At 36.6% G+C, this 25,509-nt stretch carries 19 protein-coding genes; 18 read left to right on the top strand and 1 reads right to left on the bottom strand.

Annotation, left to right across the window (positions count from 1 at the left end; all coding sequences use genetic code 11):
- The first annotated feature begins 44 nt into the window (after positions 1-44).
- A complete protein-coding gene (locus VZL98_08810) occupies positions 45-1,241 on the top strand; it encodes a dicarboxylate/amino acid:cation symporter (GenBank protein WVH62795.1) in 1,197 nt (398 codons plus the stop codon).
- Between the two features lie 22 nt (positions 1,242-1,263).
- Here the strand turns inward: VZL98_08810 and VZL98_08805 are convergent, their stop codons facing one another.
- Complete coding sequence (locus VZL98_08805; protein WVH62794.1) at positions 1,264-2,175, bottom strand: YihY/virulence factor BrkB family protein; 912 nt, start codon at positions 2,173-2,175, stop codon at positions 1,264-1,266.
- Between the two features lie 251 nt (positions 2,176-2,426).
- On the opposite strand from VZL98_08805, the gene VZL98_08800 reads away from it, so the two are divergent.
- From VZL98_08800 to VZL98_08720, 17 genes are all read left to right on the top strand, one after another.
- Positions 2,427-4,166 (top strand): sigma 54-interacting transcriptional regulator, encoded by a 1,740-nt coding sequence (locus tag VZL98_08800; protein ID WVH62793.1) that lies wholly within the window; start codon positions 2,427-2,429, stop codon positions 4,164-4,166.
- A gap of 111 nt (positions 4,167-4,277) precedes the next feature.
- A complete protein-coding gene (locus VZL98_08795) occupies positions 4,278-5,372 on the top strand; it encodes a 2Fe-2S iron-sulfur cluster-binding protein (GenBank protein WVH62792.1) in 1,095 nt (364 codons plus the stop codon).
- The gene (locus VZL98_08790) at positions 5,332-6,888 is read left to right on the top strand and encodes a molybdopterin cofactor-binding domain-containing protein (GenBank protein ID WVH62791.1); all 1,557 of its coding nucleotides are present in this window, start codon (positions 5,332-5,334) and stop codon (positions 6,886-6,888) included. The genes VZL98_08795 and VZL98_08790 overlap by 41 nt, the downstream gene beginning before the upstream one ends.
- Positions 6,885-7,457: a nucleotidyltransferase family protein gene (locus VZL98_08785; GenBank protein ID WVH62790.1), complete on the top strand. Its 573-nt coding sequence runs from the start codon at positions 6,885-6,887 to the stop codon at positions 7,455-7,457. Before VZL98_08790 ends, VZL98_08785 begins: the two co-directional genes overlap by 4 nt.
- On the top strand, positions 7,454-8,287 hold the full coding sequence (gene yqeB / locus VZL98_08780; protein ID WVH62789.1) for a selenium-dependent molybdenum cofactor biosynthesis protein YqeB: 834 nt from the start codon (positions 7,454-7,456) through the stop codon (positions 8,285-8,287). The genes VZL98_08785 and yqeB overlap by 4 nt, the downstream gene beginning before the upstream one ends.
- Before the next feature lie 282 nt (positions 8,288-8,569).
- On the top strand, positions 8,570-9,781 hold the full coding sequence (gene dpaL / locus VZL98_08775) for a diaminopropionate ammonia-lyase (GenBank protein ID WVH62788.1): 1,212 nt from the start codon (positions 8,570-8,572) through the stop codon (positions 9,779-9,781).
- 58 nt (positions 9,782-9,839) lie between these two features.
- Positions 9,840-11,027, top strand: coding sequence for a knotted carbamoyltransferase YgeW (gene ygeW / locus VZL98_08770; GenBank protein ID WVH62787.1), 1,188 nt, complete (start codon positions 9,840-9,842; stop codon positions 11,025-11,027).
- A gap of 41 nt (positions 11,028-11,068) precedes the next feature.
- Positions 11,069-12,388, top strand: a complete 1,320-nt coding sequence (locus VZL98_08765) for a YgeY family selenium metabolism-linked hydrolase (GenBank protein WVH62786.1) — start codon at positions 11,069-11,071, stop codon at positions 12,386-12,388.
- A 65-nt stretch (positions 12,389-12,453) separates the two neighbouring features.
- Positions 12,454-13,386, top strand: a complete 933-nt coding sequence (arcC, locus tag VZL98_08760) for a carbamate kinase (protein WVH62785.1) — start codon at positions 12,454-12,456, stop codon at positions 13,384-13,386.
- 14 nt (positions 13,387-13,400) lie between these two features.
- Positions 13,401-13,646, top strand: coding sequence for a hypothetical protein (locus tag VZL98_08755; GenBank protein ID WVH62784.1), 246 nt, complete (start codon positions 13,401-13,403; stop codon positions 13,644-13,646).
- 13 nt (positions 13,647-13,659) lie between these two features.
- Positions 13,660-16,416, top strand: coding sequence for a putative selenate reductase subunit YgfK (gene ygfK / locus VZL98_08750; protein WVH62783.1), 2,757 nt, complete (start codon positions 13,660-13,662; stop codon positions 16,414-16,416).
- A gap of 66 nt (positions 16,417-16,482) precedes the next feature.
- Positions 16,483-17,808 (top strand): putative aminohydrolase SsnA, encoded by a 1,326-nt coding sequence (gene ssnA, locus VZL98_08745; protein ID WVH62782.1) that lies wholly within the window; start codon positions 16,483-16,485, stop codon positions 17,806-17,808.
- A 170-nt stretch (positions 17,809-17,978) separates the two neighbouring features.
- Positions 17,979-19,325, top strand: a complete 1,347-nt coding sequence (locus VZL98_08740; GenBank protein ID WVH62781.1) for a nucleobase:cation symporter-2 family protein — start codon at positions 17,979-17,981, stop codon at positions 19,323-19,325.
- Between the two features lie 758 nt (positions 19,326-20,083).
- Positions 20,084-22,384, top strand: a complete 2,301-nt coding sequence (gene xdhA, locus VZL98_08735) for a xanthine dehydrogenase subunit XdhA (protein ID WVH62780.1) — start codon at positions 20,084-20,086, stop codon at positions 22,382-22,384.
- Positions 22,384-23,268 carry a xanthine dehydrogenase subunit XdhB gene (gene xdhB / locus VZL98_08730; GenBank protein ID WVH62779.1) on the top strand — a complete coding sequence of 295 codons (885 nt, stop codon included), beginning with the start codon at positions 22,384-22,386 and terminating at the stop codon, positions 23,266-23,268. The genes xdhA and xdhB overlap by 1 nt, the downstream gene beginning before the upstream one ends.
- Positions 23,261-23,860: a xanthine dehydrogenase subunit XdhC gene (gene xdhC / locus VZL98_08725; GenBank protein ID WVH62778.1), complete on the top strand. Its 600-nt coding sequence runs from the start codon at positions 23,261-23,263 to the stop codon at positions 23,858-23,860. The genes xdhB and xdhC overlap by 8 nt, the downstream gene beginning before the upstream one ends.
- 360 nt (positions 23,861-24,220) lie before the next feature.
- Positions 24,221-25,489: an amidohydrolase family protein gene (locus VZL98_08720; GenBank protein WVH62777.1), complete on the top strand. Its 1,269-nt coding sequence runs from the start codon at positions 24,221-24,223 to the stop codon at positions 25,487-25,489.
- Positions 25,490-25,509: the final 20 nt, after the last annotated feature.

Below are 25,509 nucleotides of genomic sequence, written 5' to 3'. Positions count from 1 at the left end.
TTATGATATAATGAGGTATAATTATTATTTAAGGAGGATTTAAAATGGCAAACAAACCATTCAAACTGGGGCTTGTTTCTAAACTCGTCATTGCAATTATCGTAGGTATAATCCTAGGGCAATTAAAGTTCATACCGCCCGCGTTGTTAAGAGTTTTGATAACAATTTCCAGCTTATTTAGCGGATTCCTAAACTTTGTAATCCCGCTAATGATCGTTGGATTCGTTGTAAAAGGTATTGCGGATCTTACAGAAGGAGCCGGTAAATTACTTGGAATTACTGCTCTTACTGCTTACGGTTCCACACTTGTAGCAGGAACATTGGCTTATATAGTAGCTTCAACTTTGTTCCCATCATTTATTACTGCTGAACTGGTTCAGAAAATCTCAGAAGCAGGAGAAGGTTTAACACCTTTCTTTACAATCCCGCTTAAACCAATGCTGGATGTAACTGCAGCTATAGTATTTGCGTTTATGATGGGTCTAAGTATTTCATGGCTTAGATCAAAAGGACAAGGAGAGGTCCTATACGAAGCATTCTCAGATTTTGGAGAAATAATCGTTAAAGTATTAAATACTATCATAATTCCGCTACTACCACTTTATATTGCCGGTAACTTTGCAAATATGAGTTACTCAGGATCAGTATTTAGTGTACTATCAGTATTCTGGAAAGTATTTATAATAGTAATTATAATGCATCTTCTATATGTTTCATTACTATTTATCGTATTTGGAACATATGCAGGAAAGAATCCGTTTACACTTATTAGAAACCAAATTCCTGGATACATGACTGCAATCGGAACTCAAAGTTCTGCAGCAACTATCCCTGTAAATTTAAGATGTGCTGAGAAAAACGGCGTTTCTGAAGATATACGTAATTTCGTCGTTCCTCTAGGAGCTACAATACACCTTGCAGGATCCATGATTACAATTACTTCTTGTTCTACAGCTGTACTTCTAATGAACAATATGCCACATAATGTTACCATGATTGTTGGATTTATTGCTATGCTTGGTATAGCGATGGTAGCAGCACCTGGAGCACCTGGTGGAGCTATAATGGCAGCACTTCCATTCCTACCAATGGTTGGAATCACAACAGAAGTATTACAACAACTTATGATTACGCTTTATATTACCCAAGACAGTTTTGGAACTGCAGCGAATGTTTCCGGAGACAATGCTATAGCAGTCTTTGTAGATAAACTATACAGTTCAAAAATAAAAGGTAAATAAAATAGAAAAAAGCTCGTAGTTTTCAATGACTACGAGCTTTTTTAGTTTTCTTAATACTTGCATGTATAGTCTTGTCATAATCCTTCATGTTTTTAACTTCAATCAAAGCTGAACTAATATAGGCTCCTAGAATCATTATCATAGAGGAAAGATACAGCCAAGTCATCAATACGATAATTCCTCCGATACTTCCGTAGGTCCTGTCATAATTACCGAAATTATCAACATAGTAAGCAAATGCGATAGTCAGTATTATCCATGCAAAACTAGTAAATATAGAACCGGGAATAACATCTAGAAGCTTAATCTTGGTCTTAGGTCCTCTATTAGGGGCAATCTTATACAGTAGTGTAAAGACCAGTACCATAAATAATAACGGAACAAGGGATCTAAAATAATTCCACAATATACCGATGTATTCGTTTTGACCTATAAAAGAATAAACTGCATTGATGATTACATTTCCGAAGACCCTACCTGAAATCATGAGTATGAGTATAAGAGAAAGAGCAATGGTGAACAGAATACTTATAATTCTATCTTTTATAAAGCTCCTACTTTCTTCATGACCAAATGCATTATTTATCTCGCGTATGAGCTTCATTATCCCGTTAGAGCCTGACCATAATGCAATAATAAGTGTGATGGATAAGAGCGTACCACTACTGGAATTAATCAAACTTACGATAACAGGTCTGATAACTGAAATAACATTGTCGGGCAAAAATTTAAGAACTCTAAAGATTTCCGACTCTCGTCCTTCAACTAGAAATGCAAGGATATTAAGAAAGAACATCAGAAAAGGAAACATGCTGAAAAGCAAGAAATAAGCGAGCATTGCACCTGAACTGACTAGGTCACCTGTTTTTACCTTTCTAATAAGTATTTTAAAGTATTCTAAAAAATATTGTTTTTTATTCGATTTATCAATCATAAAACCACCTTCAATACAAATTAAGTCTATAATAATATATTACCCTTTAAATCTCTTTGACAAACAAAAGAAAATAAGTAAAATATTATTAACAAAATATATAAAGAATTAACATATATTAAAAAAATTCTCTAAATGATGATATAATAAAAATGGAAGAGATTTTGTATATATAAAAATATTGTGGATGAAATAGCTGGAATTGACATTAGAGTTGTGAAAAATACTAAATAATCTTATGGAGGGTTAGTATGTTTGATTTGATAGAAATCCAAGATATAATAGCTAAATACGCTAAAATTACTACTGAGATAGCAAAAGTAGATGTCGAAATAATAAATTATAAACTAACGAGAATAGCAGGAACGGGATTTTTTAAAGACTTTGTTGGAGACAATATATCCGATTGGGGAGAAATCTACAAACATGTCTTAAAAACCGGACAGAGAATGATAATAACGGAGCCAGGAGAAGATAAACTCTGTAAAAATTGTCCAAATAAACACGATTGTATAGAAACTCTTGAGATATCAACCCCAATCAATGTCCACGGAGATATACTCGGGGTTATCGGAATGGTGTGCACAACGGAAGAAATGAGAGAGTATGTACTTAAGAATATTAATTACTACATAGAATACCTTGATCAGATAGCGGACTTTATTTCTCTTAAGGTAATAGAAGTTATCGAAGATGAAGAGAAAAAAGCGATGGTACAAATGCTCAGTCTGATAATGAAAAACATGGATCAAGGTGCAATTATAATAGACAATGATGATAATATAAATATGATTAATCCAAGTGCTAAGAAGCAGCTTGGAATTAGTCGAATAATAGAAAATGAAAAAATAGAATTAGAGGAAACTGGAGATACCGTAAACAACTATAAAGAGTATAAGATTAAACTCAGTGGTAACAGGTATTTTGTATACGGAGATATATACGAGATCAGCAATAATCAAATGTATAAAAAGATACTCCTGTTTAAAGAACGTAAAAAAGTATCGTCCGATATATACTCTATGACCACGACTGTTCACGCCAGCGGGACAGAACTTATCCTTGGAAACAGCAGGGAGATAAACAATCTAAAGTCGAGTATAGAAAAAATTGCAAACTCAAAATCTACAGTCCTTATAACCGGAGAGAGTGGAACCGGAAAGGAAATGGTTGCCACTGCAATTTGGAAGAGCTCTAACAGATCTGATGAGAGATTTGTAGCCATAAACTGTGCTGCCATACCTGAAGCACTACTTGAAAGTGAACTCTTCGGCTATGTAAAAGGTGCCTTTACAGGAGCTGATCCAAATGGAAGAATCGGAAAATTTGAACTTGCCAATAAGGGGATAATATTCTTGGATGAGATTGGGGACATGCCGCTTTACCTGCAGACGAAAATACTCAGAGTAATCCAAGAGAGAAAGATATCCAGAATAGGCTCAAATGGTGTAATCCCTCTAGATATTAGGATTATTGCAGCTACCAACAAAGACTTAAAAGCGATGATTGAAGAGAAGAAATTTAGAGAAGATTTGTACTATAGATTAAATGTAATACCTATAGTCATACCGCCGCTTAGAGACAGAGGAGAAGATATTGAAATCTTGGTCAGAGAATTTGCTGTGAGATACTCAGCACTTATGGACAAAGAAATCAAGACCATAGTTCCCGAAACTATGAATAAACTAAAGGCATTCCCATGGTATGGCAATGTCAGAGAACTTGAGAATGTCGTGGAATTTATGGTAAATATGATGGATGACGGAATACTTGATGATGACACCCTTCCTAGAGGGATACTTCATCCGGAACCTGAGAATGATTCCTTGGATGATAAGATTAGAAACTTGAAATTACTTGAAATGAACGAGATAGAAAAGGCGATGAAACTATACCCCAATACAACAGAAGGAAAAAATCAAATGGCAAAAGAACTGGGAATCGGAATAGCCACATTATATAGAAAAATAGTTGAGTATAATCTAAACTAATATACTAAAAGTAGTATAATGTGAAGAATTTGTGTATCGATTAATTGGTATAAAACTTGCATTTAATATATTTGATAACGATACCAAATCATAATTATAAAGGGGGAGCTTATGTTTAATTTAAACGTAAACAGAGTAGAGTATCAGCATGAGGAAGATTTAAAACTCATAGACTATTTGAGAGAAGTACTTAAACTAAAGGGTGTAAAGGACGGATGCGCAGCTGGTGCGTGTGGTGCTTGTTCAGTAATTGCAGACGGGAAACTCATACGTGCTTGTATAATGAAATTATCAAAACTTGAAGGTAAGAAGATTATCACAATCGAAGGACTGTCAGAAAGAGAAAGAGACGTTTACGGTTATGCATTTGCAAAAGCCGGGGCTGTTCAATGCGGATTCTGTATCCCTGGGATGGTAATGGCTGCAAAAGTATTGATAGATGTGAACAATAATCCTGCAAGAGATGAAATTAAAAAGGCAATAAGAGGTAATATCTGTAGATGTACAGGTTATATCAAAATAATTGATGCCATAGAAATTGCTGCAGAACTTATCAGGACCGGAAATGAAGTGCCGGAAAATACTGATACTGGAGCTATCGGCGAGAGAACAATGCGTGTAGATGCAATACCTAAGACTATAGGAACTGCGAAATACGCAGATGATTATGAAGTAGAGGGAATGGTATACGGAAAAGCTATAAGACCGCCGGCAGCAAGATGTAAAGTTCTGTCGATTGACCCATCCAAAGCGCTTGAAATGGATGGCGTTATTGGAGTGTATACAGCTGATGACATACCTGGAGACAGATATATAGGTCACCTTCAGAAAGACTATCCCGTAATGATTGCAGTCGGGGAAGAGACCAGGTTTATAGGCGATGCTGTGGCACTTATCGTTACAGAAACCAAAGAAATGCTTGAGGAAGCAGCCGGTGCAGTAGAGATCGAATATGAAGAATTACCACCTGTAAATAATCCTTTCGAGGCAATGAAGGATGATGCTCCGCAGATTCATGGTGAGGGCTTTAAACAATTTGGTAGTCACTACATCCCTGTAAACAATGTTATGAGCCATCAAGCACTTAAACGTGGAGATGTAGTAGCTGCATTTGCAAGATCTAAATACTTCTCTGAGCATACATTCCAGGTACCGTTTACTGAGCATGCTTTCATGGAGCCTGGAAGCTGCAGTTGCCATACCTGAAGACGGAGGAGTTAGAGTAATAACAAGTGGACAAGGTATATTTGACGAATATAGAGAACTGACAGATATGTTGGGTTTGGAAGAGGGGAAAGTAAGAATCCAATCTGCATATGTGGGTGGCGGATTTGGTGGTAAGGAAGATATGTCGGTACAGCATCATGCAGCACTTATGGCTTATCTTAGCCAGAAACCTGTGAAAGTTCTCCTATCCAGACAAGAGAGTATAAATGTACATCCTAAGAGACATGCTATGTGGATTACGATGAAAGTTGGATGTGATGAAAACGGTAAACTACAAGGAATGAAAGCCGAAATCATATCAGATACAGGTGCTTATTCATCGCTGGGCGGACCGGTTCTACAAAGGGCCTGTACTCATGCAGGAGGACCATATAGTTTTACAGATGTAGACATAGAAGGAAGAGCCTACTTTACAAACAATCCTCCGGGAGGAGCATTTAGAGGATTTGGAGTAACGCAATCTTGCTTCGCAATGGAATCATGTATCAATGATTTAGCCGAGCAAGTTGGTATTTCCGGATGGGAAATGAGAAAGAGAAATGCAGTAAGAATTGGAGAATCATTACCTAATGGACAGATAGCTGATGAGGGAACTTCCATATACGAAACTATTATGGCCGTTGAAGACTACTACAAGGAGATGTCAAAAAGAGACGATGTCTATGTAGGTATAGCTTGTGCAATGAAAAATGCAGGTCTTGGTGTTGGAGTTCCGGATATAGGAAGATGTAAACTTGCAGTTATAGACGGTAAGGTCCATATTAGAACTTCAGCAGGAGCTATTGGACAAGGACTTCAGACTATTATTTATCAGATGACTATAAATTCGACCGGATTAAAACCGGAAGATATCGTAGTAGATCATCCTGATTCCCTACTTACACCGGACTCGGGAACAACGACTGCATCCAGACAGACTGTATTCACAGGAGAAGCTGTAAAAGCTGCTGGAAATAAACTTAGAGAAGCTCTCAAAACAAAGACATTGGACGAATTAAATGGTGAGATATTCTACGGAGAGTATTCATTTGATTCTGATCCGATGGGATCACCAAAACCAAATCCTGTAAGCCACGTAGCCTATGGATATGCTACTGAAGTTGTAGTTATAGACCGTGAAGGAAAAGTCATAGAAGTACTGGCTTCTCATGACTCAGGAACAATAATTAACCCAACGACTGCAGAAGGGCAGGTTGAAGGTGGGGTACTAATGTCTATGGGCTATGCCGTAACTGAAGACTTCCCGCTATTAAACGGAATACCTCAGGTTAAATACGGAACTCTTGGACTGCTTAGAGCAACAGATGCACCTGAAATAAAAGTAATATTTAAAGCTAATAATGATGTAGACTTGGCTTACGGTGCAAAGGGAATCGGTGAGATTGCGGCAATTCCTGCAGCACCAGCAATTCAGAATGCATACTATAAGAAAGATGGAATATTTAGGACTAAATTACCGATGGAAGACACTTTCTATAAAAAGGCTAAAAAATGAGAATTTGTGCAGTAATCCAAGCCTCGGGGATGTCTAAGCGAATGGGAACGGACAAGCTTAGACTCCCTGTAAAGGGAATGGAGATGTATAAATACATTATTAAAGAAGTAAGTAAGGCAAAATTAGATAAAGTTGTACTGGTTTCTAAGGATAAAGAAATCCTCGACTACGGCAAAAAACATGGTTTTATGACTATTCTAAACGAAGACTATAAATTGGGACAAAGTAGATCAATAGTACTGGCCATGCAGGAGCTGAAAGACTTCGATGCTATAATGTTTTTTGTGGCCGATCAACCCTTTCTAAAAGCTGAAACGATTGAAAAACTAATCGAGGAATTCGGTAAAACAGATAAAGGTATAGTGATACCCGTATATAATGCCAAGAGAGGAAGCCCTGTGATATTCTCTTCTATATATAAGGAAGACTTAATGGCGTTAAAAGGAGAGGAAAGGGGCAGGCTGATTATTGAAAAGCATCTACCGGATGTTGAATTTATAGAAATTGAAGATGGTCTACAAGGTATAGATATTGATAATATGGAAGATTACGAAAGGTATTGTGTATGATTATTGAAGAAATAGTGATAGTAAGAGGCGGAGGAGATGTTGCTACCGGTTGCATTCAAAAACTTTATAGATCCGGTTTTAACGTCTTGGTTCTGGAGAGTGGCAATCCATTATGCATAAGAAGAACAGTATCTGTTGCTGAAGCTATGGTTAGCGGATTGACCGAGGTTGAAGATATGACTGCAAAAAGGGTTAAAGACATCTCTGAAGCATTAGACACTATAAATAAGGGAATAATCCCTGTATTAGAGGATGTAGAAGGAAATTCTATAGAAGGAATAAAACCCATTGCAGTGATAGACGCCACGATTGCAAAGAAAAATATAGGAACCAATAGAAATATGGCACCGATTACTATTGCCTTAGGACCGGGATATTATGCCGGCCGCGATGTGGATTATGTAATTGAAACTAATAGAGGACATAATCTGGGAAGAATAATATTCGAGGGATTCGCTGCTGAAAATACACATAAACCTGGACTGATTGGAGGATATGATAATGAAAGAGTTTATTATTCGCCTATGAAGTCAACCATCAAGGTAGTAAAAGATATAACCGAAAGAGTTAAAAAAGGAGACGTCATTGCGTGTGCAAACGATGTCGAAGTAAAAGCCGACATAGATGGAGTAGTAAGAGGTATGATTCGTGACGGCGCAGTGGTTGGAAAACATACGAAGATAGCTGATATAGATCCGAGAGATGATGCTGAAAAGTACTGTTTTACGATATCCGATAAAGCCAGAAATATAGGTGGTGCAGTTTTGGAGGCTTTAATGATAGGCTTAAATCGCATGAATTCAAACAATTATCAAATTGATAAAAAATAAATTTCCAAGAATGTGGGAAAATGATATCTTCGAGAGCCTGATTATCATTACGATAAAATTTATCGTATTGATAATTAGGGTTCTTTATTTTTACCTTGAAATCATCAAGAAAACTAATGAGTTTGATTATTTTTTAGTATTCAATGCTTGTTTCGGGATAAATTCAATCAAAAATCTCTTTAAAAACAATTAATAAAATATAATAAATTTTACAACTTGGCACGCATGTTGCATTATGTAGTCGTAGATAGAAATTAACAAACATAAGAAAGGGTTGAGATAATGGCAGAAAAATATCAAGTAGTCACTCACGATCTAAGTAAGAGAGAGAAAGCACCATTAGAATTTTTAAATGAAGATGTAGCTAAATCTACACTTGCTTTCCACTCCAGTTTTGACCAGTATGAAAAAACACCACTAGTAGAATTAAAAAACTTAGCGGGATATCTAGGATTAAAGAATGCATTTATCAAGGATGAATCTTATAGATTTGGTCTAAATGCGTTTAAAGTACTTGGCGGATCTTATGCAATAGGTAAATATATTGCGGAATTACTTGGAAAGGACTTGGATGATCTTCCATATTCAAAATTAATTTCAGACGAAGTTAAAAAGGAACTAGGAGATGTAACTTTTATAACTGCAACTGATGGAAACCATGGTAGAGGAGTAGCTTGGACTGCTATGGAACTTAAACAAAAGTCTATAGTTTATATGCCAAAGGGATCAGCTACTGAAAGACTTGAAAATATTAGAGCTTGTGGTTCAAAAGCTGAAATCAAAGATATGAACTATGACGAATGCGTTAGATTATGTAATAGTGAAGCAGAAGAGTTTGGTTATGTAATGGTACAAGACACTGCTTGGGAAGGCTATGAAGATATTCCTACTTGGATTATGCAAGGATATACTACAATGGCTTATGAAGCTTATCTCGACCTTGAAGCTAAAGGAGTTAAGCCGACTCATATATTCCTACAAGCAGGAGTAGGTTCAATGGCATCTGCTGTTACAGGATTCTTCTCCTCAGTATATAAGGGAGATGACAAACCTGTAATTACAGTAGTAGAGCCTGAGAAAGCAAATTGTATATTTAAGACAGCTAAAGCGGATGATGGACAATTACACTTTGTAACTGGCGACATGGACACAATAATGGCGGGACTGGCTTGTGGAGAACCATGTACAATCGGCTGGGATGTACTTTCTTCATATGCTGAACATTACCTATCAGTACCGGACGATTCAGCAGCTCACGGAATGAGAGTATTAGGAAATCCACTTGGAGATGACAAGAGAGTTATATCCGGAGAAAGTGGAGCTGCAACTCTAGGCGTTGTATCGCAAATCATGGAAAAACCTGAACTGGCAGAATTCAAAGAAGCTCTTGGACTGGACGAAAACTCAGTTGTATTATTCTTCAGTACTGAAGGAGATACAGATGCAAAGAACTACAGAGATATTGTTTGGAATGGGAAAAACCCAAACTTATAAAAAATAATAAAAATAATAAAAATAATAAAAATAATAAAAATAAAAAGGAGAATGAAGAATGAATTTTGAGCAATTACTTGAAAAACTTAGTGGATTGGATTACGCAAACCTATATCATGAGGATTTTTTACACACTTGGGATAAAACACAAGACGAATTAGAAGCTATCTTTACAGTAGCGGATGCACTTAGAGACTTAAGAGAAAACAATATTTCAACTAGAATCTTTGATTCAGGACTTGGAATTTCACTTTTCAGAGACAACTCTACAAGAACCAGATTCTCTTTCTCATCAGCATGTAATATGCTAGGATTAGAGATCCAAGATTTAGATGAAGGAAAATCACAAATCGCTCACGGTGAGACTGTAAAAGAAACTGCAAATATGATTTCATTCATGGCAGATGTTATCGGTATCAGAGATGACATGTATATTGGGAAAGGCTACACATACATGAAGAATGTTTCTGAATATGTTCAAGAAGGACATAATGACGGGGTTCTAGAGCAAAGACCAACTATCGTTAACCTACAATGTGATATAGACCATCCAACTCAAACTATGGCAGACATGCTTCACATTATCCATGAGTTTGGTGGAGTAGAAAACCTAAAAGGTAAGAAAATCGCTATGACTTGGGCATACTCTCCATCATATGGTAAGCCACTATCAGTTCCTCAAGGAATCATAGGACTTATGACCAGATTCGGTATGGAAGTTGTACTTGCACATCCGGAAGGATACGAAGTAATGCCTGAAGTTGAAGAAATTGCTAAGAAAAATGCTGAGCAATACGGCGGAAAATTCAGCAAAACAAATAGTATGGCTGAAGCTTTCGAAAACGCTGACATTGTTTATCCAAAGAGCTGGGCACCATTTGCAGCAATGGAAAAGAGAACTGTTCTTTACGGAGACGGCAAATTTGACGAAATAGACGTACTTGAGCAAGAATTATTAAAAGAAAATGCTAATCATAAAGATTGGGCTTGTACAGAAGAATTAATGAAACTTACTAAAGACGGAAAAGCTCTTTACATGCACTGTCTACCAGCAGACATCACAGGACTTAGCTGTGAAGAAGGAGAAGTTGACGAGTCTGTATTTGACAGATATAGAATACCTCTATACAAAGAAGCAAGCTATAAGCCATATGTAATAGCAGCTATGATCTTCTTACAAAAAATGAAAAATGCAGAAAAAACACTTAAAGAACTTAAAGACGCTGCAGTACCAAGAGTAAAATAATAGACTAATAATATAAAACAAGAATAGGAGAGATTTATATAATGGCAGAATTAAATTTAGATTTTGAAGCTATAAAAGCACAAGCTGAAAGTTATAGAGCAGATATGACTAAATTCCTTAGAGACTTAATCCTTCTTAAAGGAGAAAGCTGTGAGGAAGGCGATAAAGCTAAAAGAATCAAAGAAGAAATGGAAAAAGTTGGATTCAACAAAGCTTGGATCGACAAGCAAGGTAATGTACTTGGAGAAATGGGTACAGGAGAAAAACAAATCGCATTTGACGCTCATATAGATACAGTTGGTATCGGTAATATCGACAACTGGGAATTCGATCCATATGAAGGATTCGAAGATGAGACTACTATCGGTGGTAGAGGAACTTCTGACCAATTAGGCGGAATTGTTTCTGCAGTATATGGCGCTAAAATAATGAAAGACCTTGATCTTCTAAACGATAAATACAGAGTACTAGTTACAGGAACTGTTCAAGAAGAAGACTGTGACGGAAACTGCTGGTTATACATGATCGAGCAAGAAAATATCAGACCTGAGTTCGTAGTATCTACTGAGCCAACTGATGGTGGAATCTACAGAGGTCAAAGAGGAAGAATGGAAATCAGAGTAGACGTACAAGGAGTATCTTGTCACGGTTCTGCACCTGAAAGAGGAAAGAACGCTATCTACATGATGGCTGACATTCTTAAAGAAGTTGAAGCATTAAACGAAAACCCAGCTGAAGGCGTTGAAATCAAAGGACTTGTAAAAATGCTTGACGAAAAATACAATCCTGAGTGGAAAGAAGCTAACTTCCTTGGAAGAGGAACAGTTACTACTTCACAAATTTTCTACACTTCACCATCAAGATGTGCAGTTGCTGACTCATGTTCTATCTCTCTAGACAGAAGAATGACAGCTGGTGAATCTTGGGAATACTGTATAGAAGAAATTGAAAACTTACCATCAGTTAAAAAGCATGGTGCAAAAGTTTCTCTATACAAATACGCTAGACCATCTTGGACAGGTTTATCATATGAGCAAGACGCATATTTCCCAACTTGGGTAATTCCAGAAGATCATAAAGTAACTAAAGCTTTAGAAGCTGCTCATAAAGGACTATATGGAGATGAGAGACAAGGTCCTGCTAGCCAAATCGAAATGAGAAAAGCTAGACCACTTACTGACAAATGGACTTTCTCAACCAATGGTGTAGCTATCATGGGAAGACATAATATTCCTGTTATTGGATTTGGTCCTGGTGCTGAAGCTCAAGCACATGCTCCAAACGAAGTTACATGGAAAGACGACTTAGTACAAAGTGCAGCAGTTTATGCAGCTCTACCAACTGCATACGTAGCTGAGTAATATAGTACAGAAAGAATAATGAGAGGGGAGATTATTCTCCCCTCCATAAAGATGAGGAGTTAACCATGAAACAAAAAGTTGTAATAGCCCTAGGTGGAAACGCTCTCGGTAATACACCTGATGAGCAAAAGGCTGCAGTTCTTGAGACCTCGAAATCGATTGCAGACCTAGTAGAAAGTGGAGTGCAAGTGACTATATGTCATGGAAATGGACCACAAGTCGGTATGATTAAAAAAGCTATGGATACTGCTTCTAAAACAGATCCTACGATCCCTGAAATGCCATTCCCGGAATGTGGCGCAATGAGCGAGGGTTATATCGGATTTCACTTGCAATGTGCACTACATAACGAGATTAAATCGAGAAATCTGGATATCAATGTAGTATCTATGGTAACTCAAGTGCTGGTTGATATAGAAGACAGTTCATTTAAAAATCCTACTAAACCAATCGGTAGCTTTATGACCAAAGAGGAAGCTGATGCACTTGCAAAGACAGGGGTATCGGTAGCTGAAGATGCCGGAAGAGGTTATAGACAGGTAGTAGCTTCACCTCATCCGATCGATATAATCGAAGGTGCTGCAATAAGCTATTTGGTAGATACCGGAACGGTCGTAATAGCCGGAGGAGGTGGAGGAATACCTGTTGTTTATCAAGACGGAAAGCTGACAGGAATAGATGCAGTTATAGATAAAGACCTTACTTCAGTAAGACTGGCTCAAACAGTTGACGCTGATACATTAATAATATTAACAGCAGTAGAAAAAGTTGCTATCAACTTTGGAAAACCAGATGAAACTTGGCTTGACGAGTTGAGTGTTGAAGATGCAAAAATGTATATTGAAAAGAACGAATTCGCAGCAGGTTCTATGCTTCCAAAAATCAAGGCAGCTATTGAATTTGCAGAATCAAAAGAGGGTAGAAAGACTTTGATAACATCTCTTGAAAAAGCAGGGGATGGATTAAAAGGACAAACAGGAACCTGGATAGTCAGGTAATTAGGGGGTAAACCATGAGTGAATTTATGAGACCGATTTCCTTCGGGCATCTAATCGAATGGAGTCTTGAGGAATATGAGAAATATGGTACTATTTTTGGAGTAAAAAAAGACAAATTTTATCAAAATGCCAAATCGTTTATGACTGTTTTCGGCGAAAGATTATCTACACCGGTAGGACCGGCAGCAGGACCACAATCTCAATTAGCACAAAATATAATAGCTTCCATACCTTGCAGGAGCAAGATTTATAGAAATTAAAACAGTTCAAATTATGGACGGAGAGCAAATACAACAAGCAGTTGCAAGACCTTGTATATTTGCAGAAGACGAGTGTTACAACTGTGAGTGGTCAACTGAGCTAAAAGTTGAAGAAGCATTCGCAGAATATGTAAAAGCATACTTTGCAATACATTTACTTGCGACTGAACTTGGAATAACAGAAGAGAAAGACTTCACTTATAATATGAGTGTTGGATACGATCTAGAAGGTATTAAGAGTGAAAAGATAGATAATTATATCGAAGGCCTAAAAGATGCTTCAGGAACTGAAGTATTCAAAGCTTGCTACGAGTATTTGGAAAACAACCTGGACAAATTCAAGGTGTTCAATAAGACGCACTTAGAGAAGATATCTCCAAGAGTATCAAACTCCATTACATTATCTACTCTTCACGGATGTCCAAAAGATGAGATCGAGAAGATTGCAAACTATCTATTAACAGTTAAAAATCTTCACACTTTCGTAAAATTCAATCCAACCATGCTTGGATATGATTATGCTAGAAAGACACTTAATGATTTAGGATACGATTACATCTCCTTTACCGATCACCACTTTACTCATGACCTTCAATATGAAGATGCAGTTTTGATGATCGAAAGATTAAAAGATGTAGCAGCAGAAAATGATCTTAAATTCGGTTTGAAAATCACCAATACCTGTCCTGTAGATGTTAAGAGAAACGAACTTCCATCAGAAGAAATGTATATGTCAGGTAGATCATTATTACCACTGTCAATAAGCTTGGCATATAAGATTTCTGAGAAGTTTGGTGGTAGTATTCCGATATCTTATTCAGGAGGTATTGATTCACTTAATATTACCGGACTATTAGAAGCCGGAATTCAGCCTATCACAATGGCTACAACCATACTTAAACCGGGTGGATACGAGAGATTCTATCAACTTGCAAAAGTAAGTGAAGATGTATTAAAAGACTACGATGGAATCAATGTAGATACCCTTGCAAAAGTTAAAGAGAATATCTTAAATGCAGATAGAACTCATAAACTTTATAGAGAAAAAGTAAGTTCAAGAAAGACAGAAACAGAACTACCTCTAGTGGATTGTTTCAAGGCACCATGTAAAGATGGTGGATGTCCAATTAACCAACAGATTCCTGAGTATTTAAAACTGGTAGCTGATGGAAAATATGACGAAGCAATGAAAGTAATTGCAATAGACAACGCTACACCTTCAATTCTTGGACTACTATGTTCACATACATGTCAAGAAAAATGTACAAGAGTGGACTACGAAAAATCACTTCAAATTAGAAGTATGAAGAAAATAGCAACTGATGAAGCTCAAAAAGCACTAATAGATGCTATCAAACCTTCAGAACTTAAAACAAAAGCTCATGTAGGAATCGTAGGTGCAGGACCTGCAGGAATTGCTGCGGCTCTATACCTAAGAAGAAACGGAGTTAATGTAACAGTACTTGAAAAAAGAGATAAGCCTTTCGGTATCGTAAATTATATAATTCCTGAATTCAGAATTCCTTATGATATTATCGAAAGAGATTACCAATTAGCAGTAGCTAATGGAGTAGAATTTAAATTTGGATGCGATCCTAACTACGATTTAAACGAACTTAAGAAAGAGTACGATTATGTAGTAGTTGCTACAGGAGCTTGGAAACGTGGAAACTCTCCTGTTAAAGAAGGAACTGAAAATGTAGTTGATGCACTTGACTTCTTATGGGAAACTAAGAACGAAAATGGATTAGATTTAGGAAAATCTGTTGCAGTAGTAGGTGCAGGAGACGTTGCTATGGACTGTGCTAGACTTGCTCATAGACAAGACGGAGTAGAAAAAGTTTCTGTAGTATACAGAAGAACTGAATCCTACATGCCTGCAATGCAAGAAGATGTCAATGATGTTAAAGAAGAAGGAATAGAAATATTCGAATTATTAGCACCTACAAAATACATGGATGGAGTTCTAACCTGTGAAAAAATGAAACTTGGCGAATTTGATGCAAGTGGAAGAAAAGCAGTACTTGGAACAGGTGAATTTGTAGAAATGCAGTTTGATACAGTTATTGGAGCAACCGGAGCAAAAGTTGACGTTTCTGATTTCGAAAGAAACGGAATTGATCTTGACGAAAGAGGAAGAGTTGTACTTAACGATGCAAGAGAGTCTTCAGTAGAAAAAGTATATGTAATAGGTGACTGTAAGAGCGGGCCATCGACAATAGTTAAAGCCCTTGCTGATGCCAAGGCTGTAACTTTGGATATACTTGCTAAAGAATCACTTGAAAACGACTTTGTTAAGGTTGAAGTTCCTGAAACTGAAGAGACTATCTATGCTAAACGTGGTATCTTGGAAATGCCTCTAGAAGGTAAACAAGAAGGTGAAAGATGTCTTAAGTGCGATGAAATCTGTGAAATCTGTACAGAAGTTTGCCCTAACAGAGCAAATGTTACTATAAAAGTTAAAGGTTTCAACAATGATCATCAAATAGTACACATAGACGGTATGTGTAACGAATGTGGTAACTGTGGAGTATTCTGTCCACATGCAGGTGATCCGTACAAAGATAAGGTTACAGTATTCTGGACAGAGGAAGACTTTGTTGACTCAACAAATACTGGATTCCTAAGACTATCAGAAGATACTTTCAAGGTTAGAGACGCTGATAAGAAGATATTTGAGCACAAACTAGGTGATGGAAAACTGGATGCAAATCTGGCAGCATTCTTGGATGTACTATTATCTGATTATGCATTTTACCTTAAACACTAGAATTTAATAACACTGCCATCACCCGTGATATCGGGTGATGGTGGTGAAATATGAAAGGAGATCTATATGATTATTGGAAATGGTAGACTGTATACAAATGACTCTGAAAACCTTTTTCTTGAGAATGGTGCAGTTTATGTAAAAGATGGATTAGTTGAAGAAGTTGGTGAATTTGAGCATTTAAAAAACAAATACCCAGGAGAAGAGGTACTTGATGTAAATGGCAAACTTATAATGCCCGGAATGATTAATGCTCATACTCATATCTACAGTGCTTATGCAAGAGGGATGGCAGTAGACAAACCTCAAAGAGACTTCAACGAAATCCTTGAAAACCTTTGGTGGAACCTGGACAAGAAACTTACTCTTGAAGATACAGAATTAAATGCGTATACAACATATATGGAATCTATTAGAAATGGTACTACAACCGTAATAGATCACCATGCAAGTCCATATCATACAGAAGGATCACTATTTAAGATTGCTGAAGTTGCTAAGGATATAGGAGTAAGAACTTCACTTTGCTACGAAGTATCAGATAGAGACGGAGAAGAAATTACCAACCAACAGATTAAAGAAAACGTAGATTTTATTAAAGCTTATCAAGGTGACGACCAAAATATGATTAAAGGAATGTTTGGTCTACATGCTTCGTTTACGGTATCTGATGAAACTCTAGAAAAAGCAAGAGTTGCAATGGAAGGCGTAGATGCAGGATACCATGTTCACGTAGCTGAAGGTATCAAAGACCAAATGAGCTGTTTAAAAACTCATGGTAAGAGAATAGTTGAAAGATTTAACGATTGGGGACTACTAGGACCTAAGAGTTTAGCTATTCACTGTATCCATATCAATACTAGAGAAATGGAAATCCTAAGAGACACCGACACAAACTGTGTTCACAATCCTGAATCAAATATGGGTAATGCAGTAGGTTGTACTCCAGCAATAAAAATGCTTGAAATGGGTTTGAGATTGGGACTTGGAACAGATGCATATACACATGATATGTTTGAATCTATGAAAGTTGCAAATATACTTCATAGACACCATCTATGCGATCCAACAGTAGGATTTATGCAAACCATGACTATGCAATTTATAAACAATCCTGTTATTGCCAGAAATGTACTTGGTGGACCGGAACTTGGTGTAATTAAGAAAGGTGCCGCTGCTGATATTATTACATTGGAATACAATCCATTGACTCCATTCGGCGGAAACAACTTCTACGGACATGCTCTATTCGGTATGACGGGAAGATTGACCAATGATGTAATAATCAACGGTAAACTTATACTAAAGGATAGACAATTTGTAAACTTAGATGAGGAAGCAATATTAGCTAGATCAAGAGAAGGCGCAGCTAAGATTTGGCCTCAAATGTAATTAGAATTAAATAGTACAATGTCTATACATGGGAAATGCATATAAACCGGCAAGACTGGAACCTCCTAAGTAAAGTCTTATTTAATACATGTAAGACATTGTTGCTTTTAATTATAAAAAATAAAGGAAAGAGCAGACATCTGCTCTTTCCGAAGAAAAAGGGAGTAAAAATGGAAAAAACTTATAGTAACTCGGTATTTGAACTGGATGGTAAACCGTCGTTTACCAAAGCCCTACCACTTGCATTACAACACGTATTGGCAATGTTGGTAGGAAACATTGTACCATCGATAATCATAGCAGGTGTTACAGGCTTAACACCTCAAGAAAAAGTAATGATGATTCAAGTGGGAATGCTTGTAGCAGCATTTTCTACATTTTTACAATTAGTACCGGTACTAGGATTTGGAGCTAAACTACCGGTAATAATGGGAATAAGCTTCTCATACATACCCGTTTTAACCGTTATTGGTTCGACTTACGGTATCAAAGCAGTATTTGGAGCTCAATTAGTAGGGGCAATAGTTTCAATTTTCGTAGGAATATTTATTAAACAAATCAGATCATATTTTCCGCCTATAGTTGCAGGAACAGTTGTATTTACTATAGGACTATCACTCTATCCTGTAGCAATAAACTATATGGCAGGTGGAGTAGGGCATCCGGAATTCGGAGCAATGAAGTTTTGGGGAGTTGCAATATTCACTCTTGTAGTTGTACTTCTATGTAATATGTTTGGTAAGGGTATGATTAAATTAGCGGCAATTCTAATAGGTATGATTGCAGGCTATATAGCATCATTAGCACTTGGAATGGTCTCTTTTGAAAACTTAAATGCAGCAGGTTGGTTCAGTTTACCTAGACCTTTCTATTTCGGATATGAATTCCATTCAACGGCTGTCATTTCGATGGTGGTTATGTATATAGTAAACTCAGTTCAGGCAGTAGGAGACTTCTCAGCTACCACAATGGGTGGTTTAAACAGAGAAGCGACCGATGATGAATTAGCCGGTGCTATTAAAGGAAACGGTATCTGTTCTGTAATCGCTTCTGCATTTGGTGGACTTCCAACAGCTTCATACAGCCAGAATGTTGGTATAGTATCGATGACTAAAGTAGTAAGCTTATATGTATTTAAAATAGCTTGTGCATTTATACTTGTTGCAGGTCTAGTTCCAAAATTTGGAGCATTGATGACTACAGTTCCATATCCTGTACTTGGCGGCGCTACTATATCAGTATTTGCCATGATTACAATGACAGGTATGAGACTTATAACTCAAGGAGAAATGACTACCAGAAACCTTACAATCGTTGGACTGGCTGTAGCACTTGGTGTAGGATTAACCGGAAACAATGCTGCTATGGAACAATTCCCTCAGTGGTTCAAAATGGTGTTCGGTGCATCTCCTGTAGTTATAGCTACAACAATTGTATTCTTCTTAAATATCCTTATGCCTAAGACGACATTGGTACAGGAGCAAAAAGAAAGAGATCAATTTGAAGAAAAGCAATAATATATGGAAAACAATAATATCAAAAAGCTCACACTTGACGTGAGCTTTTTGATGTCTTGGCATGATACCCATAGTGTAAATAGACCTATAAAGATATTTTAAAGAATTTTTGAGGATATAAATTTTTCTAAATATTTAGCTGTTTTACGAGATAATCAATCAAAAAATATAGAAAAGAAGAGCAAAAGATGATAAACTAAACAAAGACGGAACTATTTACCATTAAATAGCTAAATAACATTATTTGAGCATTGTAATATTTTAAATTTGGAATCGTTATCATCGATATTTAATCATAGCTTATTGATGAATTTGAACATTGCTATGCTAATATATTTTGATGTCTCTGAATTGTCTCTTGAAACAATAAGTATACAACAATTCTAGTTGTTTTCAAACTAAAACTCGCTACTAATGATATTCATTTAATTCACTGATTTTATATCGCCAAAGATATTTGGAGTATCTTTTACATATCTACCATTAGCTATATAATTTGGAACTAATTGAATCCGGATACTATAGCTAATCTCTTTGGTGTTGAAAGAAATTAGGGATGTCTCAAATATTTTATAAAGTAGACTTAAGGTTTAAGAGTATTTATGTATTTAGTACAAAGTAGTGTTTGTCAGCTTGAATTTAATCAATTATATTAAATAGATAAATATTGATTTACTTTTTATCTGTAATCTAAACTGAATTATAAGTATTATAATGAGAAAAAGGTTTTAAATTATATGAAGAAGGGGGGAGATGTAATGTATGTTGGAAAAAACGTCAATAGAGTAGATGCGTACGACAAGGTAACAGGTAGAGCAAGATATACGGAAGATTTAATAGTATCTAATGCCTATACAGCAAAAATATTACACTCAACAATAGCACATGGAAAAGTAATTTCTATAGATACTACTGAAGCAGAAAAAGTCGAAGGGGTCATTAAAATAATCACCTGTTTTGATGTTCCAAAACATGGTTTCCCAACTGCCGGACACCCATGGTCAACAGATCCGTCTAATCAGGACAAAGCCGACAGAAGACTTCTAAACGAGCATGTCAGGTATTATGGAGATGATATAGCAGTAGTAATAGCTAAGGACGAAATAGCATGCAAGCAAGCTCTTGAATTGATTGTGGTTGAATACGAAGAGTATGAAACTATATTTGATCCTGTTGAATCATTAAAAGAAGGTAAGATTCAAATACACGAGGATAGCCCAAATAATATTATTGGACATAGTAAAAATATACGAGGAAACTTTGCAGAAGCAATAAAAGAAGATGGACTGATAGTTGTTGAAGGTTGGTATGAAACACCAATAGTTCAGCATTGCCATATAGAAAACCATATAGCCTATGCATATGAAGAAGCCGGTAAAATCGTAGTTATTGCATCGACTCAAATACCACATATAGTTAGGAGAATTTGCGGGCAAGCATTGGATATACCATGGGGAAAAGTTAGAATTATTAAACCCTATATAGGTGGAGGATTTGGCAATAAGCAGGACGCTCTTTATGAGCCGCTTTGTGCCTTTTTAACAACCCAAGTCGGAGGACATCCGGTTAAACTGGAGTCATCGAGAGAAGAAACCTTCGTAAGCTCGAGAACCAGACATTCGATGAAATTTCATATCGTATCCTATATAAGAGAAGATGGAAGTTTTGCAGCGAGAAAAATAGAAATCTATTCCGGCAATGGAGGTTATGCATCTCATGGGCATTCAGTTGCAGGTAAATGTTTAGGCTGTTTCCACCAATTATATCCTTGCGAAAATATAGAGGGAGATGCATATACAGTTTATACAAATCTGCCTGTTGCCGGAGCAATGAGAGGTTACGGAATTCCTCAAGCCATGTTTGCCGGGGAATCTCATATAGACGATATAGCGAAAGTGCTCGGAAGAGATCCATTGGAATATAGACTTCAGACCATTATGCCTAAGGGATACGAAGATGGTTTTTCGAAAAATGTAAACTACGAAGACTCCTTTAGAGAATGTCTAAAAGTTGGAATGGAAGCCATTGACTATAATAAAAAAGTGGAAGAATATAAAAATCAGAGTGGAAATATTAGAAGGGGAATAGGAACTGCAGTATTTTGGTATAATACCGGAGTTTATCCAATATCACTGGAATCCTCGTCTTGCCGTATGGTACTTAATCAGGACGGATCTATTCAAGTTCAGCTTGGAGAAACGGAAATTGGTCAGGGAGCAGATACAGCTTTTAGCCAAATGACTGCAGATGCAGTAGGATTAAGATTAAAGGATGTCCACATTATCTCAACACAAGATACAGACGTAACACCTTTTGGACTTGGTGCTTATGCATCAAGACAAACATATATGGCAAGTTTTGCAATAACAAAAACAGCAAAAATCTTGAGGGATAAGATTATAGAAAGAGCCTATCAATTAACAAATGTCACTCCACATAACCTGAATATAGTAGGTGGAAAAATTATCAGGAAAACTGATGGGAAAGAGTTCATGACACTTGGAGAACTTGCTACCAGAACACTTTATAGGCCGGAAGACTCGGAATACATTACAGCTGAATCTACCTATACTATAAAAAACAACGCCTACTCTTTCGGTTGTAGTTTTGCAGAAGTTGAAGTGGATATTTCGCTTGGAAAGGTTAAAATATTAAGATTGATAAATGTGCATGACTGTGGGAACTTGATAAATCCTAGATTAGCTGAAGCACAAGTTCATGGCGGTATGTCCATGGCTATAGGATTTGCTCTGTCAGAAGAACTGAAATTCAATGAAAAAGGCAGAATCCTAAATAATAATCTACTTGATTATAAGCTTTCCACAACGATGGACCATCCGGAGCTTGAGGTTTACTTTATAGAGAATCCAGAGCCAACCTCTCCTTTTAAAACGAAGTCCTTAGGAGAGCCTCCAACATGTTCACCGGCACCTGCAATTAGAAATGCAGTCCTAAATGCAACGGGAATAGGAGTAAATCAGTGTCCATTGACACCGCATGTCCTGTATCCGCTTTTTAAAGAAGCCGGGTTAATCGACAATCAATTGGAGGTGGAGTAATGTACGATATAAAAAGGATATATGAAGCTTATACAATCGACGAGGCTATAAAGTTGAAGGTGGAAAATCCGGAAGCTATTTTTATAGCGGGAGGCTCCGATGTATTGGTTAAAATTCGCGAAGGAAAAATGGCGGGACAAGAACTCATTTCTCTTCAACTAATTGATGAACTCAGAGGAGTGAGCCTTGAAGAAGATGGCAGTTTAAAAATAGAAGCATTAACTTCATTTACTGAGATTACCGAAAATGATTTGGTTAAAAAATACTGTAAAACTCTCGGTGAAGCAGTTGATACCGCAGGAGGTCCACAGCTTAGAAATATAGCTACAATTGGTGGAAATATTTGCAATGGTGCTCCATCTGCAGACTCAGCTCCAACACTATTTGCATTTGATGCGATAATTGAAATAAAGGGTGAAAATGGATATAGAGAAATTCCAATAAAGGAATTTTATCTAGGAATTGGTAAGGTGGATTTAAAGTCTGATGAATTAATGACCGCCGTTAAAATAAGAAGAGAATCCTATGAAAACTATTATGGACATTATTATAAATATGCCATGAGAAATGCTATGGATATAGCTACATCTACTTGTTCAATAAATGTGAAGTTTTCAGAAGGCAATCTAGTAGAAGACATCAGAGCTGCTTATGGAGTTGCGGGACCTGTTCCGGTAAGAGCTTATAAGGCAGAAGAATTTCTAAAGGGAAAAGAACTAAATGAAGAAAATATCAGATCTTTTTCTAAACTCGCTCTGGATGAACTAAAACCGAGAGATTCTTGGAGAGCCTCTAAAGACTTTAGAACTCAAATTCTATATGAAATAGCTGCGAGATGCTTAAGAGTTATTTTAGCAGAACACAAAGGAGGACAAAATGCATAATTCAGATTATGGACCTTATGCACCCAGACAAGAACAAGCACTTAACTATGAACCTCAATACAAGCTTGTAAAATGCAGGGTAAATGGTGTTCCCGTTGTAAAAATGGTAGATGTCAGAGCTTCGCTTACAGACTTTTTGAGAAATGAATTTAGTCTTACTTCGGTAAAAAAGGGCTGTGAGGTTGGAGAATGTGGAGCTTGTGCAGTACTAATAGATGGAGTATCCTACAACTCCTGTATATATTTGGCCATATGGGCTGAAGATAAGGATATATGGACAACTGAAGGAATAACCCTAAAGGATGGTACATTATCTATAGTGCAGCAAGCTTTCGTAGATGAAGCCGCTGTTCAGTGCGGTTTTTGTACTCCAGGATTTATAGTCTCTGCTACCGAAATTATTGCAAGGAAGAAATATTATACGAAGGAAGAACTCAGAAAAGAACTGGCTAATCATATGTGTAGATGTACAGGATATGAAAATATTCTCTTAGCCGTCCAAAAAGCTAATAATTTAGCCAATGGATTCGAACAAGTAAGTGAACATGTTGTAAATGTAATTAGCAAAGGTGATAAAGATAAAATTGAATAGTGTAAAAAAGCTTACTTAATAAGTGGGCTTTTCTTGATTTACAGTGAATGAGAAAAAAATACTACTATTCTACACTTAGAACAATTAGTCAATAAAATATAATGTATCTTCATCATGATAGGACAAAATGACAAAACAAATGCATTTATGAACAATAAATGCTATAATAGAGTAAGGAAGTATTGTAATAATAAAAGCTCAATAAGCTTTTATCAATCCTTATTAAACGATATTGATTTGGGATACCTTGATGTAGAGATAGTTTATTTAGGGTAAACTTTAAATGATGTGATTATAGAAGTTATACTCTACTACTAAATGTTTTAGCGATAGAGCATAAAAATTATAATGGAGAACATTATGAATTTTACAGTTAAAGGTAATATAATCCATATTCCTGAAATCGGGAATCTAGAGCTATATGAGAATTCTTATATAGTAGTTGTAAATGGAAGAGTAAGTGGAATATATGAAACATTGCCTATGGAATATAATCATTTGGAAGTTTTGGATTATGGAGACAAACTGATTATTCCTTCTTTTGTTGACCTTCATCTACATGCAGTTCAATATGCGAATATGGGACTGGGACTTGACCTCGAATTACTACCTTGGCTAAAGGCGTATACCTATCCAGAAGAGGAAAAATTCGCCAATTTAGAATATGCCGAGCGTATTTTTTCTCATCTGATATACGATTTATATAGATTTGGTTCATTGAGATCTTGTATTTTTTCATCACTTCATGCAGATGCTACAATACTGCTCATGAAAATGCTGGAAGAGGCAGGTCTATCAGCCTATGTAGGTAAGACAAATATGGACAGAAACTCCATTGGTGATCTGCAGGAGACCAAGGATCAATCCATGGATGCTCTGATGCGAATTCTTAATGAGTATAAGTCCATAGACGGCAGGATAAAGCCAATTATAACACCGAGATTTATTCCATCATGCACTGATGAATTGCTTGAATTACTGGGGCAGTTAGCCGAGGAGAGAGATTTGGCCGTACAATCTCATTTAAATGAGAATAAAAAAGAAGTGGAATGGGTAAAAGAACTTGTACCGGAGTCTAAAAATTATTTAGATGCGTATACTATAAGAGGACTTGTAAGAAATTCCAAGACAATAATGGCTCACTCAATTTACAATACTGAGGAAGAATTAGCTGAAATAATAGGTAAAGGTATCTTCATTGCACACTGTCCTTCGTCAAATATGAATTTGACAAGTGGTATAATGAAGACTAAAAAAATGATGAATCTCGGTGTCAATATGGGACTGGGTTCAGATATAGCTGCCGGGGATTCACTAAAGATTAATGATGTAATGGTAGATGCAATCAAAGCTTCCAAAATCCTTAGTCTTTATAGTGGTGATGAAAGTGATATCCTCAGTGTGGAAGATGTATTTTATCTATCTACACGTGGTGGCGGGAAGTTTTTTGGTGATGTTGGTTCGTTCAAAAACGGATATAGTTTTGATGCACTTATAATTGATGATAATTCCTATAATTTTAAAGATAGTGCCGGACTTAAAGAAAGGCTGGAGATGTTTATCTATCGTGGCGATGATAGGAATATAGTCGATAGGTTTTTGGAGGGACGAAGATTATCTATAATTTAGAATAAAAAAGAATGGAGGAG

This window comes from Peptoniphilaceae bacterium AMB_02 (assembly GCA_036321625.1).
Lineage (GTDB): Bacteria > Bacillota > Clostridia > Tissierellales > Peptoniphilaceae > Microaceticoccus > Microaceticoccus formicicus.
The sequence above is the reverse complement of the archived record's forward strand: the minus strand, read 5'-3'. Positions and strand labels throughout refer to the sequence as shown.

Coding starts and splice junctions, on each gene's coding strand:
- dpaL (WVH62788.1), top strand. CDS start 8,570: ATGGCAGAAAAATATCAAGTAGTCACTCACGATCTAAGTAAGAGAGAG.
- VZL98_08740 (WVH62781.1), top strand. CDS start 17,979: ATGGAAAAAACTTATAGTAACTCGGTATTTGAACTGGATGGTAAACCG.
- VZL98_08720 (WVH62777.1), top strand. CDS start 24,221: ATGAATTTTACAGTTAAAGGTAATATAATCCATATTCCTGAAATCGGG.
- VZL98_08785 (WVH62790.1), top strand. CDS start 6,885: ATGAGAATTTGTGCAGTAATCCAAGCCTCGGGGATGTCTAAGCGAATG.
- ygfK (WVH62783.1), top strand. CDS start 13,660: ATGGACGGAGAGCAAATACAACAAGCAGTTGCAAGACCTTGTATATTT.
- VZL98_08755 (WVH62784.1), top strand. CDS start 13,401: ATGAGTGAATTTATGAGACCGATTTCCTTCGGGCATCTAATCGAATGG.
- arcC (WVH62785.1), top strand. CDS start 12,454: ATGAAACAAAAAGTTGTAATAGCCCTAGGTGGAAACGCTCTCGGTAAT.
- VZL98_08790 (WVH62791.1), top strand. CDS start 5,332: ATGCTTTCATGGAGCCTGGAAGCTGCAGTTGCCATACCTGAAGACGGA.
- ygeW (WVH62787.1), top strand. CDS start 9,840: ATGAATTTTGAGCAATTACTTGAAAAACTTAGTGGATTGGATTACGCA.
- xdhA (WVH62780.1), top strand. CDS start 20,084: ATGTATGTTGGAAAAAACGTCAATAGAGTAGATGCGTACGACAAGGTA.
- VZL98_08795 (WVH62792.1), top strand. CDS start 4,278: ATGTTTAATTTAAACGTAAACAGAGTAGAGTATCAGCATGAGGAAGAT.
- yqeB (WVH62789.1), top strand. CDS start 7,454: ATGATTATTGAAGAAATAGTGATAGTAAGAGGCGGAGGAGATGTTGCT.
- VZL98_08765 (WVH62786.1), top strand. CDS start 11,069: ATGGCAGAATTAAATTTAGATTTTGAAGCTATAAAAGCACAAGCTGAA.
- ssnA (WVH62782.1), top strand. CDS start 16,483: ATGATTATTGGAAATGGTAGACTGTATACAAATGACTCTGAAAACCTT.
- VZL98_08800 (WVH62793.1), top strand. CDS start 2,427: ATGTTTGATTTGATAGAAATCCAAGATATAATAGCTAAATACGCTAAA.
- VZL98_08810 (WVH62795.1), top strand. CDS start 45: ATGGCAAACAAACCATTCAAACTGGGGCTTGTTTCTAAACTCGTCATT.
- xdhB (WVH62779.1), top strand. CDS start 22,384: ATGTACGATATAAAAAGGATATATGAAGCTTATACAATCGACGAGGCT.
- VZL98_08805 (WVH62794.1), bottom strand. CDS start 2,175: ATGATTGATAAATCGAATAAAAAACAATATTTTTTAGAATACTTTAAA.
- xdhC (WVH62778.1), top strand. CDS start 23,261: ATGCATAATTCAGATTATGGACCTTATGCACCCAGACAAGAACAAGCA.